At 69.2% G+C, this 15782-nt stretch carries 13 protein-coding genes; 5 read left to right on the forward strand and 8 right to left on the reverse strand.

Annotated elements, in window-relative coordinates; translation table 11 throughout:
* Nucleotides 1-34: 34 nt before the first annotated feature.
* Both groL and groES read right to left on the reverse strand, forming a co-directional pair.
* On the reverse strand, nucleotides 35-1675 hold the full coding sequence (gene groL, locus MCBMB27_RS00215; protein ID WP_043755635.1) for a chaperonin GroEL: 1641 nt from the start codon (nucleotides 1673-1675) through the stop codon (nucleotides 35-37).
* A 74-nt stretch (nucleotides 1676-1749) separates the two neighbouring features.
* The gene (gene groES, locus MCBMB27_RS00220) at nucleotides 1750-2040 is read right to left on the reverse strand and encodes a co-chaperone GroES (protein WP_010682002.1); all 291 of its coding nucleotides are present in this window, start codon (nucleotides 2038-2040) and stop codon (nucleotides 1750-1752) included.
* A gap of 213 nt (nucleotides 2041-2253) precedes the next feature.
* Between groES and MCBMB27_RS00225 the strand changes: the two genes are divergently transcribed.
* Together MCBMB27_RS00225 and MCBMB27_RS00230 are read left to right on the forward strand one after the other, a co-directional pair.
* Nucleotides 2254-3240, forward strand: coding sequence for a CorA family divalent cation transporter (locus tag MCBMB27_RS00225; RefSeq protein ID WP_043351732.1), 987 nt, complete (start codon nucleotides 2254-2256; stop codon nucleotides 3238-3240).
* A 206-nt stretch (nucleotides 3241-3446) separates the two neighbouring features.
* Nucleotides 3447-4907 (forward strand): methyl-accepting chemotaxis protein, encoded by a 1461-nt coding sequence (locus MCBMB27_RS00230; RefSeq protein ID WP_075379602.1) that lies wholly within the window; start codon nucleotides 3447-3449, stop codon nucleotides 4905-4907.
* A gap of 116 nt (nucleotides 4908-5023) precedes the next feature.
* Here MCBMB27_RS00230 and pdeM read toward each other — a convergent pair whose 3' ends face one another.
* The 3 genes from pdeM to MCBMB27_RS00245 all read right to left on the reverse strand — a co-directional run bounded on the left by pdeM (nucleotide 5024) and on the right by MCBMB27_RS00245 (nucleotide 9455).
* Nucleotides 5024-5737, reverse strand: coding sequence for a ligase-associated DNA damage response endonuclease PdeM (gene pdeM / locus MCBMB27_RS00235; RefSeq protein ID WP_075379603.1), 714 nt, complete (start codon nucleotides 5735-5737; stop codon nucleotides 5024-5026).
* 41 nt (nucleotides 5738-5778) lie between these two features.
* Nucleotides 5779-8376 carry a ligase-associated DNA damage response DEXH box helicase gene (locus MCBMB27_RS00240; RefSeq protein WP_043755642.1) on the reverse strand — a complete coding sequence of 866 codons (2598 nt, stop codon included), beginning with the start codon at nucleotides 8374-8376 and terminating at the stop codon, nucleotides 5779-5781.
* Between the two features lie 122 nt (nucleotides 8377-8498).
* Nucleotides 8499-9455, reverse strand: coding sequence for an alpha/beta hydrolase (locus MCBMB27_RS00245; RefSeq protein WP_043383200.1), 957 nt, complete (start codon nucleotides 9453-9455; stop codon nucleotides 8499-8501).
* A gap of 287 nt (nucleotides 9456-9742) precedes the next feature.
* Here MCBMB27_RS00245 and MCBMB27_RS00250 point away from each other — a divergent pair, with 287 nt between their 5' ends.
* Together MCBMB27_RS00250 and MCBMB27_RS00255 are read left to right on the forward strand one after the other, a co-directional pair.
* Nucleotides 9743-10096: a DUF6460 domain-containing protein gene (locus MCBMB27_RS00250; protein WP_043351744.1), complete on the forward strand. Its 354-nt coding sequence runs from the start codon at nucleotides 9743-9745 to the stop codon at nucleotides 10094-10096.
* A 130-nt stretch (nucleotides 10097-10226) separates the two neighbouring features.
* Nucleotides 10227-11585, forward strand: coding sequence for an MATE family efflux transporter (locus MCBMB27_RS00255; RefSeq protein WP_236952856.1), 1359 nt, complete (start codon nucleotides 10227-10229; stop codon nucleotides 11583-11585).
* A 34-nt stretch (nucleotides 11586-11619) separates the two neighbouring features.
* Here MCBMB27_RS00255 and MCBMB27_RS00260 read toward each other — a convergent pair whose 3' ends face one another.
* The gene (locus MCBMB27_RS00260) at nucleotides 11620-11961 is read right to left on the reverse strand and encodes a hypothetical protein (RefSeq protein ID WP_075379605.1); all 342 of its coding nucleotides are present in this window, start codon (nucleotides 11959-11961) and stop codon (nucleotides 11620-11622) included.
* Nucleotides 11962-12176: 215 nt separating this feature from the next.
* On the opposite strand from MCBMB27_RS00260, the gene MCBMB27_RS00265 reads away from it, so the two are divergent.
* A complete protein-coding gene (locus MCBMB27_RS00265) occupies nucleotides 12177-13070 on the forward strand; it encodes an HpcH/HpaI aldolase/citrate lyase family protein (RefSeq protein WP_043383208.1) in 894 nt (297 codons plus the stop codon).
* Between the two features lie 92 nt (nucleotides 13071-13162).
* On the opposite strand, the gene MCBMB27_RS00270 is transcribed toward MCBMB27_RS00265, so the two are convergent.
* Nucleotides 13163-13438 carry a hypothetical protein gene (locus tag MCBMB27_RS00270; RefSeq protein WP_043351746.1) on the reverse strand — a complete coding sequence of 92 codons (276 nt, stop codon included), beginning with the start codon at nucleotides 13436-13438 and terminating at the stop codon, nucleotides 13163-13165.
* Entirely contained in the window at nucleotides 13435-15732 is a 2298-nt protein-coding gene (locus tag MCBMB27_RS00275; protein ID WP_075379606.1) for an FdhF/YdeP family oxidoreductase, read from the reverse strand. The genes MCBMB27_RS00270 and MCBMB27_RS00275 overlap by 4 nt, the downstream gene beginning before the upstream one ends.
* Nucleotides 15733-15782: the final 50 nt, after the last annotated feature.

Genomic DNA, 15782 nt, shown 5'->3' on the forward strand with positions numbered 1-15782 from the left:
ACCCCCTTCCTCCGTCATGCGCGGTGGCGTGGACTTAGAAGTCCATGCCGCCCATGCCGCCGCCCGGCATCGCCGGAGCAGGGCTGTCCTTCTTCGGAGCGTCAGCGACCATCGCCTCAGTGGTCACCAGCAGGCCGGCGACCGAGGCCGCGTCCTGCAGGGCGGTACGCACCACCTTGGCCGGGTCGACGATGCCGGCCTGGATCATGTCGACGTACTCTTCGGTCTGGGCGTTGAAGCCGTAGGTCTCGGAGTCCGCCTTGTCGGTGATCTTGCCGACCACGATCGAGCCCTCGACGCCCGCGTTCTGGGCGATCTGACGGATCGGGGCCTCAAGGGCCTTCAGCACGATCTTGATGCCGGCCTGGACGTCCGGAATGTCGGACTTCAGGGCAGCGACCGCCTTCTTAGCGCGCAGGAGCGCGGTGCCGCCGCCGGGGACGATGCCTTCCTCGACCGCCGCGCGGGTGGCGTTGAGGGCGTCGTCGACGCGGTCCTTCTTCTCCTTGACCTCGACCTCGGTCGCGCCGCCGACGCGGATCACCGCGACGCCGCCCGCAAGCTTGGCCAGACGCTCCTGGAGCTTCTCGCGGTCGTAGTCCGAGGTGGTCTCCTCGATCTGCGCCTTGATCTGGCTGATCCGGCCCTCGATGTCGGCCTTCTCGCCGACGCCGTCGATGATCGTGGTGTTCTCCTTCTCGATCCGCACGCGCTTGGCGCGGCCGAGCATCGGGAGCGTCACGTTCTCGAGCTTGATGCCGAGGTCCTCGGCGATCATCTGGCCCTTGGTCAGGATCGCGATGTCCTCGAGCATCGCCTTGCGGCGGTCACCGAAGCCCGGCGCCTTCACGGCCGCGACCTTCAGGCCGCCGCGCAGCTTGTTCACCACCAGGGTGGCGAGCGCCTCGCCCTCGATGTCCTCGGCGATGATCAGGAGCGGCTTGCCGGTCTGGACCACAGCCTCGAGCACCGGCAGCATGGCCTGGAGCGAGGAGAGCTTCTTCTCGTGGATGAGGATGTAGGGATCCTCGAGCTCGGCGACCATCTTCTCCGCATTCGTGATGAAGTACGGGGACAGGTAGCCGCGGTCGAACTGCATGCCTTCGACGACGTCGAGCTCGGTCTCGGCGGTCTTGGCCTCCTCGACGGTGATGACGCCCTCGTTGCCCACCTTCTGCATGGCGTGGGCGATCATCTCGCCGATCTCCTTGTCGCCGTTGGCGGAGATCGTGCCGACCTGGGCGACCTCGTCGGAGGTCGAGACCTTCTTGGCGCGGGCGATGATGTCCTTCACCGCAGCCTGGGTGGCGAGGTCGATGCCGCGCTTCAGGTCCATCGGGTTGATGCCGGCGGCGACGTACTTGGCGCCCTCCCGGACGATGGCCTGGGCCAGCACGGTCGCGGTGGTGGTGCCGTCACCCGCGATGTCGTTGGTCTTCGAGGCCACTTCGCGCACCATCTGGGCGCCCATGTTCTCGAAGCGGTCGGCGAGCTCGATCTCCTTGGCGACGGTGACGCCGTCCTTGGTGATGCGCGGGGCGCCGAAGCTCTTCTCGATCACGACGTTGCGGCCCTTCGGGCCGAGCGTCACCTTCACCGCGTCTGCGAGGATGTCGACGCCGCGCAGCATCTTATCGCGGGCGTCGGCGGAGAAACGAACGTCTTTCGCTGCCATTGTGTGCCTCTTATCTGGTTGGTTTGCGCCCCAAGACTGTGGAAAGTCTCAAAGGGCGGTGAGGGGTGATCCGATCAGACGGCGACGACGCCCATGATGTCGGATTCCTTCATGATCAGGAGGTCCTGACCGTCGATCTTGACCTCGGTGCCGGACCACTTGCCGAACAGGACGCGGTCGCCGGCCTTGACGTCGAGCGGGTTGACGCGGCCCTGCTCGTCGCGGGCGCCGGGACCGACGGCGACGATCTCGCCTTCCTGCGGCTTCTCCTTGGCGGTGTCCGGGATGATGATGCCGCCCTTGGTCTTCTCCTCGCTCTCGATGCGACGGACGACCACGCGGTCGTGCAGCGGACGGAACTTCATGAGCTGCCCTCTTGCTTCAGGTCTGGAGTTGGCGTTGATGCGGCCGGCGGGACCGCTCGCGAACTCGACTGTTAGCACTCTGTCTCGGCGAGTGCCAAAGACGGCGGCGAGATAGGCTCGCTGCGGTTCCGAGTCAAGGCTGTCGCACCCCCGCGCGACGGTGCGATGACGCGCCGGCGGCCTTCCTTCTCGCCCCATGGATAATGCGCCGTCATGTTGAGCCTGCACGGACCCGAAGGCCCGGTGGCGTTGCAACCCGGCAGCCCGATCGCGCGCCATACGGTATGGCTCGACCTGAACGACCCGAGCCCGGAGGAAGCCAAAGCGGTCGAGGCCGCGACCGGTCTGCGCGTGCCGTCCCGGGCGGCGCTGTCGGAGGTCGAGACGTCGAGTCGCCTGCGCCGGGTGAAGGGCGGCCTGTCGCTCTCGACGCCGATGATCACCTTCGAGCAGAGCGCGTCGCAGGTGAAGCCGCTGGGCTTCCTGCTGACCAAGGACCACTTCGTCACGATCCGCTTTCACGACCTGCGCGCCTTCGACTCCTCCGCGAAGCGCATCGCGGAGGGCGATGGCAGCACGACCCCGAGCGAGATCTTCCTCGTCGTCCTGGAGGAGCTGGTCGACAGCCTCGCGGACGCCCTGGAGGACATGGGATCGGAACTCGACACGCTCTCGACCCGGATCTTCGACTTCGACGTCCGGGGTGCCGAGCGGCGGCGGCTGGAGAGCCCGCCGCCCCGGCGCCGCGACCTCGCCCTGCGCCGGATCCTGCGGGGCATCAGCAACCGCGGAAAGGTGCTGGGGAAGATCCGCGCCAGCCTGCTCGGGCTCGAACGGATCGTGCCGTTCGTCGCCGCAGCCTGCGACGGCATCGGCCTGCCGGAGGACGCGCGCTTCGAGACGATCAAGCGGGATATCGAATCCCTCGACGAGTTCGAGACGCGCCTCGCTGAGAACGTGCAGTTCCTGCTCGACGCGGCCCTCGGCCTCATCACCATCGAACAGAACAACGTCTTCCGGGTGCTCACCGTCGTCTCGGTGGTCGGCGTCCCGCCAACCTTGATCGCGTCGATCTACGGCATGAACTTCAAGCACATGCCGGAGCTGGACTGGACTCTCGGCTATCCCTACGCGCTCGGCCTGATCCTTTTCAGCGCCATAGCGCCTATAGTATACTTTCGAATGCGCGGTTGGTTCTAATATTCAGACCGTATTAACAGCACAAAAAGCGTATCGCCAAGTTTTAATAGCGCGGAAATCGTCTACCCCGACCTCGAAGGCACTCCGTCATCGCGATCAAAAGTCTTCGATTGCCTGCCGCCAAACGGAGACCAGCATAACGCAGCAAGAAAGAGTTCATTAACGCTGCGATGCGATACCCGCGGGCGAGGAATGCGAGTGTCGAAGTGTTCAACCGTACGACTTTCAACGAAGCCCAGGCCAAGATTGATGCCCTGGATCGTTCGCTCGCGATCATCGAGTTTTCGATGGACGGAAACGTCGTCCATGCGAACAAGAATTTCTTGAAGCTGATGAAGTATGATCTGCCGGATATTCAGAACCGGCACCACCGTCTCTTCGTGGATAGGGCTTATGCCGAGACCGCGGAGTATACGGAATTCTGGGACAAGCTGAAGGTCGGCCAGTACGTCACCGGCGAGTTCCTCCGCCTGGACAAGGACGGCAACTCGGTCTGGCTGGAGGCGACATACAATCCCGTCCTCGACGCCCGTGGCCGGCCCGTGAAGGTGGTCAAGTTCGCCTCGGACATCTCCGCCAAGAAGAAGGAGATCAACCGGCTCCTGACCATGATCGACAACGTTCCGGTGGCCGTCATGACGGCCGACCTCAAGAACGACTTCAAGATCGACTATATGAACGCCACCTCGCGCCGGACCCTCGGGACGATCGACCATCATCTGCCGGTGAAAGTCGACGACATGCTCGGCCGGTCGTTCGACATCTTCCACAAGAATCCGAGCCACCAGCGCACCATGCTGGCGGATGCGAGCCGGCTGCCGCACTCCACCAAGATCAAGGTCGGACCCGAGACCCTGAACCTGCGCGTCACGGCCGTGAACGACGAGAAGGGTCAGTATCTCGGGCCGATGCTGACATGGGCCGTGGTCACCGCGCAGGTGAACATGGAGACCGACGTCAAGCGGGTGGTCGAGGCGGTGGGCTCGGCCATCCAGGAGATGCAGAACTCGGCCGAAGGGCTGATGCAGTCCGCCGAATCCGCACGGCACAAGGCCTCGTCGGTCGCGGCGAATTCCGAGCAGATGAACGGCGCGATCCAGGAGATTTCCGGTCAGGTCGGGCGCGTCTCGGAGCGCGCGCAGCAGATCGCCGCGCAGGCCGGGACCACGGACGCGACCATGCGCCAGCTCGCCGAGAATGCCCGCAAGGTCGACGCGGTGGTCAGCATGATCAAGTCGATCGCCGACCAGACCAATCTCCTGGCGCTAAATGCGACCATCGAGGCGGCGCGGGCGGGGGCCGCCGGCCGCGGCTTCGCGGTGGTGGCCTCCGAGGTCAAGGCGCTCGCAGAGCAGACCGCCAAGGCGACCGGCGAGATCACACAGCAGGTCTCAGCGATCCAGAGCGCCACCGGCGAGGCGGTGGGAGCGATCGAGATGATCACCGCGGCGGTGGGCGAGTTGTCCAAGCTGACCCTGGCGATGGCGAGCGCCGTCGAGGAGCAGGCGGTCTCCACCCACGAGATGGCGGGCAATATCGGCGGTGTTTCCGAGGCCGCCAATGCTACCGGTCAGCTCGCCCGGGCCGTCCAGGATGTCGCCGAGAGCCTCGCGGGCCACTCGGCAAGCCTGTCGGACAGCGTGACCCGGTTCATGAAGACGGCCTGAGGCCGGATCAGACCGGGCGCCTCGCCGCGGCGCCGTCCTGGCGAACAGAGCGAGGCGATCCCGTCGGCGCGGCGCATCGAAACGACGCGCGAATTTGCGCGGGATGACGGGCGCGCTCAGTCCCGGGCGAGCTGCGCCCGGCCGATGGCGAAGACCCGACCGTCGCCGAGGAGGTGAGCGGTGAATCCCTTCGGGAACAAGCCCTCGATGGCCTTGTCGCGCACGTTCAGCCCGCCCGCATAGGCGCCGAAGGCCGGCATTAGCAGCCGCGTGCCATCCGTGACGAAGCAGCGGCGGCGGACGGCCCGCCCCCGCATCGCCACCTTCCCGCAGGGATGGAGATGGCCGGCGATCTCGCCGGGAACGGGCTCCGGGCTCGGCTCGTGGCGCAGGACGAGGCCGCCGAGGGTCAGCGCGTCGGCGTAGCGCCCGCCGACGCCTTCGTTCACGGCCGCATCGTGGTTGCCGGCGATCCAGACCCAGTCCCGGCCCTCCTGCAGCGCCGCCACCAAGGCGCGGTCGCCCGGCTCCATGCGCTCGGGGCCGCGGGCGTCGTGGAAAGAATCGCCCAGTGCGACCACGCGGGCGGGCTCGTGACGCGCCACCGCCTCGTGGAGGCAGGCCAGCGTCTCGCGGGTGTCGTAGGGCGGCAAAAATTGGCCGGATCGGGCCGCGTAGGACGAGCCCTTCTCCAGGTGGAGGTCGGACACGATCAGCGTCCGGTGCTCCGGCAGCCAGAGGCCGCCGCAGAGATCGAGCACCAGGGTCTCGCCCGCGAGCATCAGGGTGGGGTGCTTGTGGGTCTTCTCGAGTCTCAGGCCGGCCGCCAAGATCGCATCCTCGGTGTCGTCGGGGGAGGGCGGATCGACGGTCAGGACAGAGCCTCTTGGAGAAGCTCCGCCTCGGCCTCGGCCAGGATCTCGTCGGCGCCCTCGCCGTAGACCCGCTCGCGCCCGATCTCGAGCATCACGGATACGGAGAGCGGCGAGACCCGGTCGAGAGACCTGTGGATGATTCGCCCCTGGATGCGCTCTAGCATCATGCCGAGGCGCCTCACGTCGAGGAGTCCGGTTGCCGCATCCTGCCGCGCAGCCCGCAGCAGGAGGTGGTCGGGCTGGTGCTTGCGCAGCACGTCGTAGATCAGATCGGTCGAGATCGTGACCTGCCGGCCGGATTTCTTCTGCCCCGGATGATGACGCTCGATCAGGCCGGCGATGACGGCGCATTGCCGGAAGGTGCGCTTCATCATGGCCGATTCGTCGAGCCACGCCTCCAGATCGTCGCCGAGCATGTCGACCGCGAAGAGGTCGCCGATGAAGTCGGGATCGCGGGCGGCGCGTTCGGAAACGTCGCGGGTCGTCCAGATCGCGATGCCGTAATCGTTGGCCGCGAAGCCCAGCGGCCGCAGGCCGTCGCGCTCCAGCCGGCGGGTGAGCAGCATGCCGAGCGTCTGGTGCGCGAGGCGGCCCTCGAATGGGAAGGCGGTCAGATAGTAGCGCTTGCCCCGCGGGAACGTCTCTACGAGCAGATCGCGCTCACCCGGCAGGACCGAGCGGCGGCGCTGCTGGACCAGATACTCGCCGATCTGCTTGGGCAGGCGATCCCACGCGAACGGGTCGGCGATGAGTGCCCGGACCCGGGCGGCGAGGAAGGTCGAGAGCGGGAATTTCGCGCCCGCGTAGGACGGGATCGCCGGGTCGGTGCCGGGCGGGGCGCGGGTCACGAGGCACTCGTCCTCGGCGAGGCCCTCGAAGCGGAGGGTCTCGCCCGCGAACAGGAAGGTGTCGCCGACGGTCAGCGTCTCGGCGAACTCATCCTCGATCTCGCCGAGCACCCGGCCGGATTTCGGCAGGACCGTGCCGGGCTTGCCGCGCAGCGTCCGGCCCAGACGAACCCTGACCCGCGCCGCCTCCACGATGGTGCCGACATTCATCCGATAGGCCTGCGCGGTGCGGGCGTCGCGCACGCGCCAGAGCCCGTCCGGGCCGCGCAGGATCTTGGCGAAGCGTTCGTAGGCGCGCAGCGCGTAGCCCCCGGTGGCGACGTAATCGACCACCTGCTCGAAAGCTTCCCAGGTGAGCCCGGCATAAGGCACCGCCGAGACGATCTCGTCGTAGAGATCGACCGGGTCGAAGGCGTCGGCGCAGGCCATGCCGAGCACGTGCTGGGCGAGGACGTCGAGGGCGCCCTGGCGGGCATCGGGGGTGTCCTGCGCGGCTTCCTCGACGGCGTCGAGCGCCGCCTGGCACTCCAGCATCTCGAAGCGATTGCCCGGAACGAGATAGGCCTTCGAGGGCTCGTCCATGCGATGGTTGGCCCGGCCGATCCGCTGCATGATCCGGCTCGCACCCTTCGGCGCACCGACATTGACCACGAGATCGACGTCGCCCCAGTCGATGCCGAGATCGAGGGTCGCGGTGCAGACGATCGCCCGCAGCTGACCCGCCGCCATGGCGGCCTCGACCCGGCGGCGCTGCTGCGCGTCCAGCGAGCCGTGGTGGATCGCGATCGGCAGCGCGTCCTCGTTGAGCCGCCACAGCTCCTGGAAGGTGTACTCCGCCTGGAGCCGGGTGTTCACGAAGACCAGCGTGGTCCGGTGCTCCTTGATGAGCTCGTAGATGGCCGGCATCGAGTGCCACGCGGTGTGGCCGGAGATCGGCAGCGCCCGGCCGAGATCGAGCATGCGCAGATCCGCCTTCGCGCCGCCCGCCACCGTGACGAGATCGGCCATGGGGGGCGCGACCTGCCCCCTCTCCCGAGCGGGAGAGGGCTGGGGTGAGGGACGAGGAGTCTCGGGATCAGGCACGTCGGCGCCGGGCGTCGCGGTCGAGCCAGGTTCTGTGAGTTCTCGTTCTTCACCCTCTCCCGCTCGGGAGAGGGGACCCACGCCCGGTCCCACAACCGTGTCGGCCGTTTCGTCGTGCAAAGTGGGAGGCGCACCCGCAGACGGGGGGAAGGGAAGCGGCCCCTGCGGCACCAGATATTTCCGCAGCTCATCCGGCTCGCGCACCGTCGCGGACAGCCCGATCGCCGCGAGCCCCGGGCTCAGGCGATGCAGACGCGCCAGCGCCAGCGACAGCAGGTCGCCGCGCTTGGACGTCACCAGCGCGTGCAACTCGTCCAGCACCACGCACCGCAATCCGGAGAAAAACTCGGCCGCCTCGCGGTGGGCGATCAGCAGCGCCAGCTGCTCGGGCGTGGTCAGCAGGATGTCGGGCGGACGGCTGATCTGACGGGTGCGCTTGTGCGCAGGGGTATCGCCGGTGCGGGTCTCGACGCGCACAGGCAACCCCATCTCGGCGATCGGCGCGTCGAGGTTTCGGGCGATGTCCACCGCCAGCGCCTTGAGCGGCGAGACGTAGAGGGTGTGGAGCCCCGCCGGCTTCAGCTTCTGCGTCCCGCGCTCAGCGAGGGCGACGAGGCTGGGCAGGAAGCCGGCCAGCGTCTTGCCGGCCCCGGTCGGCGCCACGAGGAGGGCCGAACGGCCGGCGCCGGCGATCCGCAGGAGATCGAGCTGGTGCGGCCTGGGCGCCCAGCCGCGGGCCGCGAACCAGGCCTGGAACCGCTCCGGAAGGACCTCGGACAGGTCGCTCAGGCGAGCGCCATCAGGAAACGGTCGATCAGTTCCAGGGCCCTCTCGCTCATCGGGCTCGGATAGCGGGCGAACACGTGACACCCGCCGGGATAGACCGCCGTGTGGCCGCCATTGCCGGCCGCCGCCCAGCGCGCCGACATGTACAGCGTGTCGTCGAGGAGGGGATCGGCAGTGCCGATGGTGAACAGGGCCGGCGGCAGCCCCTTCAAGTCGGCATAGATCGGCGACACGTCCGGCCGACGCCGGTCGATGCCCTCGCGGACATAGCCGTCGGCGAACTTGGTCAGGTCGCGGGTGTTCACGACGAGCCGCTCCTCGCCCCAGTTCCGGACCGATGGGGTGAGGCCGAGGTCGAAGAAGCCGGCATTCAGGTTGGCGCCCCGGAAGGCCCGCGGCAGGTTGTGCTTGTCGCGCAGCCGCAGCAGCACCATCACGGCGAGGTGCGCGCCCACCGACTCGCCCCCGATCGTCAGGGCGTGAATGCCGAACTCGACCTTGCCGGGGCCGGCCAGCCAGAGGGCCGCGGCCTCGCAATCGTGCAGCGCCGCCGGATAGGGATGCTCCGGGGCGAGCCGGTACTCCACCGAGAGGGCGACGAAGCCGCAGGTGTCGGCGATCCGCTCCAGCCAGGGATCCTGCTCGTCGGCGGAGCCCCAGACCCAGCCGCCGCGATGGATGTGCAGATAGGCGCCGCGCAGCTTCGTACCGGGCTTGGGCCGGACCACGCGGAGCTTGAGAGGACCACCGGGCCCGTCGATCGTCAGCCACTCCGCCCGGGCGCTGTGCGGCATGGCCGGCGCCGCCTTGGTGCCCAGGCGGCGGCGCTCGCGGACTTCGGCGATCGGCAGCGACCAGGGATCGGGCAGGGCGGCATGCGCCGCCACGATCTCGGCATTGATCCGGATCGTCTCAGGATCGATTGTCGCCGGGTCGAACAAGGCGTGGTCGATCATCGTGCGTATGGTCCCGTCGGCACTCGAGCCTCTCACAACACTCCCATATCCCGGGAGTTCTCCCTTTGGTCGAGGGGGCGCTGCGACAACCCGGCGTCGTGCCCCACCCCGTCCTGCATCTTGGCCCTGCATCTTGGCGTGCGCGTCGCCGCTTGCCATCTGCACGGCGCAGGAGAAACCCGCCAACGCCCGATCCGCGTTCCGGTTTCGACGCGGTGTGGTGCGCCGGCCACGGTTCCGCCCGCTTCGTCGCCGATCCGAAGGCCCTGAGGCTTCACGAGGACGCAATGCTCGTCGATCACGACCGGCGCCGGCAAGGCTATCAGCAGGGCGCGCCGCCGAACGCCCCCTACGGGGCGGAGACCTACCGGTCACGACCCTCGGCGCTCCGGCGCTTCCTCGGCGGCTCGCCCGCCGGCGTGTTCCTGCGCCTGCTGTTCCTGTCGGTGCTGGTCGGCGCCTTCATGTCGATGCTCGGCCTCACGCCCGGGCGGCTGTTCTGGCACGTCTATGATTCGGCGCGGGCGCTGATCGATGTCGGGCTCGCCTCGCTCCACGATTTCGGCGGCTGGATCCTCGCCGGGGCGATCGTGGTCGTGCCGCTCTGGCTGATCGCGCGCCTCTTCGCCGTCTCGCGCTGACCGAATCCGAGGCCGACCGGCACGGTCAGGCCCGTCATCCCGGCGCCGCGGAGCGGAGCCTGGGAGCCTGACCCGCCGATGCCCTCCTCCGGCTTTGCGCGGACGGCGCAGCTTACCAGCGTGAGGCCTGATGCACGCCGCCAGCCCCGGCCGCCCGACGAACCGCCGCGTCCTGGCTCTGGCGCTGCCGATGACGGTCGCCAACGTCACGACGCCGATGCTCGGCTTCGTCGGGGCGGCGGTGATCGGCCGGCTCGGCGACGCGGCGCTGCTCGGCGCCATCGCCCTCGGCGCGGTGATCTTCGACGCGATCTTCTGGTCGTTCGGGGCGCTTCGCATGGCGACCGCCGGCCTGACCGCGCAGGCGGTCGGCGGACAAGACGAGCCGGAGGTCGACCGCATCCTCGCACGGGCGCTGGCGGCGGGCGCCCTGATCGGCCTGGTCCTGGTGGTCCTGCAGGAACCGCTCGCCCAGCTCGCCTTCCGGATCAGCGGGGCGAGCGAGGCCGTGATTGCGGGCCTTGCGACCTATTTCCACATCCGCATCCTGTCCGCGCCCTTCGTGCTGGCGAGCTACGGCGTGCTCGGCTCGGTCCTGGGGCGCGGGCGCACCGATCTCGGCCTGCTGCTGCAGGTCGCGATCAACCTGACCAATGTCGCGCTGACGCTCACCCTGGTCCTGGGCTTCGGCCTCGGGCTCGCCGGGGCGGCGCTGGCGACGCTGGGCGCCGAGGCGCTCGGGCTCGGCCTCGGGCTGGTCCTCCTGGCGCGCCTCGGCGCGCGGCCGTTCCGGGTGCCGCTGCGCGATCTCCGCGACGCCACGGCGCTTCGCCGGACGGTCAGCGTCAACGGCGACGTGATCCTGCGGACGCTCGCCCTGATCACCGGCATCGTGCTGTTCTCGGCGCTGGGCGCCCGGCAGGGCGACGTGGTGCTGGCGGCGAACTCGGTCCTGTGGAATCTCTTCCTGATCGGCGGGTTCTTCCTCGACGGCTTCGCCACGGCGGCCGAGACCCTCTGCGGCCAGGCGGTGGGCGCCCGGGACGCGGACGCGTTCGATGCGGCCGCCACCCTGTGCCTGCGCTGGTGCCTCGGCTTCGGGCTCGCGGTCAGCCTGCTGTCGCTGGCGGGCGGCGCGGCCTTCATCGATACCGTAACGACGAACGGGCCGGTGCGCGAGGCGGCGCGCTCCTACCTCGTCCTCGCGGCCCTGGCGCCGCTCGCCGCCGCTGCGCCCTTCGCGTATGACGGGATCTACATCGGCGCGACCTGGACCCGGGCGATGCGCAACCTGATGGCGTGCGCGCTCGCCGCCTATTGCGCGATCCTCGTGCTGGTCGAGAGCCTGGGCCTCGGCAATACCGGGCTGTGGCTCGCCTTCGCGGGCTTCCTGGGCGCCCGGGGCCTCGGACAGGCGATCGCCTTCCCGGGCCTCGCCCGGGACACGTTCCGGGAACCTGCGTCCTCCGCACGCGAACAGGCGGCCTAGGCGGATTCTGCGTCCGTGCGAGGCGAGCGGCCTGCTAGCGCGGATCCTTCCAGATGGTGGGCTGGGCGGACGGCGCGGCGCGGGCGACGGTGCCCGTGGTGCGCGGCATGACGGCCTCCGCCCGACGCGGGTAGGACCGGCGCGGCGCCGCGGAGCCGTAGCGGCGGCCCCGGCGGACATGGCGGCGCCCGCGCTCCGTCGAGTTCCCCACGAAGCCGCCGACCACGGCGCCCGCGACGGCACCGATCGGCCCGCCGACCAGCGCCCCCGCGACCGCGCCGGAGCCGACGCCGAGGGTGGTCCGGCTCTGGGCCCGGGCCGCCTCGGGTGCCGCCAATGTCCCGAGCAAGGCCAAGGTGACCAAGACTTTGCGCATCGTCGAGTTTCCGGTTTCCAAGAATTGGTTTCGTCCGGCCTTTAAGCGGCGGAACATGACCAAACCGCGGCTTCGATCTGCGCAGAGAGGCCGCGGTATCAAACCGCCCGGGAACTCACCGGCCCCGATCGTCAGGGTGTGGCGCGGCCGGTTTCGTGCTTTAGGGTGCAGTGCAACGACAGGAGGCCGCGCGACGGCCCAGGAGGGAGAAGCCGATGGCCACAACGACCGATCTGCGCCTGCGCCGGAGCGTGCTCTACATGCCCGGCTCGAACCAGCGGGCGCTCGACAAGGCCAAGACCCTGCCGGTGGACAGCATCATTCTCGACCTCGAGGATGCCGTCGGTCCGGAGGAAAAGGAGATCGCCCGGGAGCAGGTCTGCGCCGCCGTGAAGAGCGGCGCTTACGGCAGCCGCGAGCTGATCATCCGGGTCAACGCCCCGCAGACCCCCTGGGGTGAGGCCGATCTCCACGCCGCCATCGAAGCCAAGCCCGACGCGATCCTGATGCCGAAGGTCTCGTCGCCGGCGGTGCTAGAGAGCATCGCCGACCGGCTCGAATCCCTCGACGCCCCGGAGGGCATCGCGATCTGGGCGATGATCGAGACGCCGGCCTCGATCCTCAACATCCAGGAGATCGCACGGGCCAAGCGCGATCCGCGCAACCGCCTGACTTGCCTTGTGCTGGGCACCAACGACCTCGCCAAGGACACCTGGGCCAAGATCGTGCCCGGCCGCGTGCCGATGCTGCCCTGGATGATGATGGCGCTGGCCGCGGCCCGGTCGGAGGGCTTGGCCATCCTCGATGGCGTGTACAACGACATCGCCGATACCGAAGGCTGTCGCGAAGAGTGCCGTCAGGCCCGCGACCTGGGCTTCGACGGCAAGACGCTGATCCACCCGACGCAGCTGGAGCCCGCCAACACGTCCTTCGCCCCCACCGAGGAGGAGGTGCGCCGGGCCAAGCTGGTGATCGAGGCGTTCGAGCGCCCGGAATATGCCAAGCGCGGCGCGATCAAGCTGGAGGGTCGGCTCTACGAGCGGCAGCACCTCGGCGTGAACCGCCGGGCGGTCACCTGGGCCGAGGCGATCAAGGCGAAGGGGTTCTGAACCGTCTTCCAGCCCGCAGCGCCACCCTCTGCCGTGTCGCGCGGGCCTGGGTCATCGCGCGACCCTCGTGATGACGGGTCCGCACTTGTTCATCACGTGGCGCACCCGGCGGATTCGTAGCGCGTCCGCTGGGTGCGCCCGTCGCGCGCCGTGACCACGACGAGCCCCGCCTCCTCCAGGCCGACCAGCGACCGCAGCACGAGGGCGTGCTCCACCCCGAAGGTGCGGGCGAAGGCGCGGCTGTCGCCCGGCAGGCCGAGATCCAGCGCCGCCAGGAGACCCGCCGACAGCGGGTCGAGGCCGGGATGAGCGGCCGAAACCCGGTCGAGGGCGGCGACGAACGCCGCCTCGTCGGGGCCCTGGCTCACGCGGCCACGGGCGCCTGCAGGGTCACCAGCACGGATTTGGAGGTCGGCGTGTCGCTCTTCTCGCCGAAGGTCGAGAGGGGCACCAGCACGTTCAGCTCCGGATAGTAGCCGGCCAGCGATCCCCGCGGCATGTCGAAGGGCACGAGGCGGAAATTCTCCGCGCGGCGGGTGATGCCGTCGTCGTGCGTGCCCACGATGTCGACGCGCTCGCCGAGCCGGTCGCGGATCGCCGCGAGGTCGTCCGGATGGGCGAACAGGACGCGGCGCTCGCCGTAGACGCCGCGGTAGCGGTCATCCATCCCGTAGATCGTGGTGTTGTACTGGTCGTGGCTGCGGAACGTCTGCAGCACGAACGTGTCGCGGGCCTTCCGGGCGGCCTGATGTTCGGTTTCGGCCGGTAGGGCATCCGCCGAGAAATTGGCCCGGCCGGTGGCCGTCTCGAATACCCGCTCGGCGGCGAGGTTGCGCAGCATGAAGCCGCGGGGCTTGCGCACGCGGGTGTTGTAGCCGGTGAAGCCCGGGATCGTGGCGGCGATCGCCTCGCGGATCCGGTCGTAATCCGCGGCGAAGCCGGCCCAGTCGATGGCGGAGGCGCCGAGAGTCGCCTGCGCCATCCCGGCGATGATGGCGATCTCGGACCGCAGCTCCTTCGAGGCCGGCTTGTTGATGCCGCCCGACCCGTGGACCATGCTCATCGAATCTTCGACGGTCACGATCTGGATCTTGCCCACTTCGGTCCGGTCGATCTCGGTGCGGCCGAGGCAGGGCAGCAGGTAGCCGACCGCGCCGGGCACCAGATGGGCGTGGTTGAGTTTCGTGGCGATGTGGACGGTGAGCCGGCACGACGCCAGCGCCTGCGCCACCACCGGCGTGTCGGGCGTCGCCCGCAGGAAGTTGCCGCCGAGCCCGATGAAGGCCTTGGACGTGCCGTCCCGCATGGCGCGGATCGCCGCGAGCACGTTGTGGCCGTGCCGGCGCGGCATGGCGAGGCCGAAATGCTGCTCCAGGGCGTCCAGGAAGGACGCGGAGGGGCGCTCGTTGATGCCGACCGTGCGGTCGCCCTGCACGTTCGAGTGGCCTCGGACCGGGCACAGGCCCGCGCCGGGGCGGCCGATATGGCCGCGCAGGAACAGGAGGTTGGCGATCTCCCGGATCGTCGCCACCGAGTGCCGATGCTGGGTCACGCCCATCGCCCAGGTGGCGATGACCCGCTGCGCGCCGAGATAGACGTCCGCCATGGCGGCGATCTCGTCCATCGTGAGGCCGGACTGGTCGAGGATCGCGTCCCAGGAGGTCGCCTCAACGGCGGACCGATAGGCGTCGAGACCGGCGGTGTGGTGCTCCAGGAAGGCCTGGTCGAGGAGCGACGGCCGGCCGGCCGCCAGGGCCTCGGCGTCGCGGGCGAACACGATCTTGGCGATGCCCCGGAAGGCCGCCATGTCGCCGCCCGAGCGCGGCTGCAGATAGTGGCTGGCGATGGGGCGGCTCGAGCCGCGGAGCATCTCGACGGTGTTCTGCGGATCGGCGAACCGCTCCAGGCCGCGCTCGCGCACCGGATTGAGCACCACGACCTGGGCGCCGCGCTCGGCCGCCCGGCGCAGGTCGCCGAGCATCCGCGGATGGTTGGTCCCGGGATTCTGGCCGACGCAGAAGATCGCGTCCGCCTTCTCGAAATCCTCCAGCAGGACCGTGCCCTTGCCGATGCCGATCGCATCGATCAGCGCCACGCCGCTCGCCTCGTGGCACATGTTCGAGCAGTCGGGGAAATTGTTGGTCCCGTAGGCCCGGGCGAAGAGCTGGTACAGGTAGGCGGCCTCGTTGGAGGCGCGGCCCGAGGTGTAGAACTCGGACTGGTCCGGATGGTCGAGCCCGCGCAGGGTCGCGCCGATCTCCGCGAAGGCCGCGTCCCAGCTCACCGGCAGGTAGCGGTCGCTCGCCGCGTCGTAGCGCATCGGATGCGTCAGGCGGCCCTGGCCCTCGAGGGCGTAGTCGCTCCAGTCCCGCAGCTCGGTCAGCGTGTGCTTGGCGAAGAAGGACGGCTTCGTGCGCTTGTCGGTGGCCTCCCAGGAGACCGCCTTCACGCCGTTCTCGCAGAACTCGAAGGACGAGCCGTGCTCCGGGTCGCCCCAGGCGCAGCCGGGGCAGTCGAACCCGTCGGGCTGGTTGGCCTTCAACAGCGCGCGGGCGCCGGTGAGGGGCGCGCGGCTGCCGAGCAGGTGCTTGCCGCAGCTCTTCAGAGCACCCCAGCCGCCGGCGGCGGATGAGCGCTTGGAAGACCCTTCAGATTGGGCCATGAACCGTCCTGGATTGGCTGACGCGACGTGTCTCGCAGACGCGAGATAAG

The organism is Methylobacterium phyllosphaerae (genome assembly GCF_001936175.1).
GTDB lineage: Bacteria > Pseudomonadota > Alphaproteobacteria > Rhizobiales > Beijerinckiaceae > Methylobacterium > Methylobacterium fujisawaense.

Coding starts and splice junctions, on each gene's coding strand:
- groL (WP_043755635.1), bottom strand. CDS start 1,675: ATGGCAGCGAAAGACGTTCGTTTCTCCGCCGACGCCCGCGATAAGATG.
- groES (WP_010682002.1), bottom strand. CDS start 2,040: ATGAAGTTCCGTCCGCTGCACGACCGCGTGGTCGTCCGTCGCATCGAG.
- MCBMB27_RS00225 (WP_043351732.1), top strand. CDS start 2,254: ATGTTGAGCCTGCACGGACCCGAAGGCCCGGTGGCGTTGCAACCCGGC.
- MCBMB27_RS00245 (WP_043383200.1), bottom strand. CDS start 9,455: ATGATCGACCACGCCTTGTTCGACCCGGCGACAATCGATCCTGAGACG.
- MCBMB27_RS00250 (WP_043351744.1), top strand. CDS start 9,743: ATGCTCGTCGATCACGACCGGCGCCGGCAAGGCTATCAGCAGGGCGCG.
- MCBMB27_RS00255 (WP_236952856.1), top strand. CDS start 10,227: ATGCACGCCGCCAGCCCCGGCCGCCCGACGAACCGCCGCGTCCTGGCT.
- MCBMB27_RS00260 (WP_075379605.1), bottom strand. CDS start 11,961: ATGCGCAAAGTCTTGGTCACCTTGGCCTTGCTCGGGACATTGGCGGCA.
- MCBMB27_RS00265 (WP_043383208.1), top strand. CDS start 12,177: ATGGCCACAACGACCGATCTGCGCCTGCGCCGGAGCGTGCTCTACATG.
- MCBMB27_RS00275 (WP_075379606.1), bottom strand. CDS start 15,732: ATGGCCCAATCTGAAGGGTCTTCCAAGCGCTCATCCGCCGCCGGCGGC.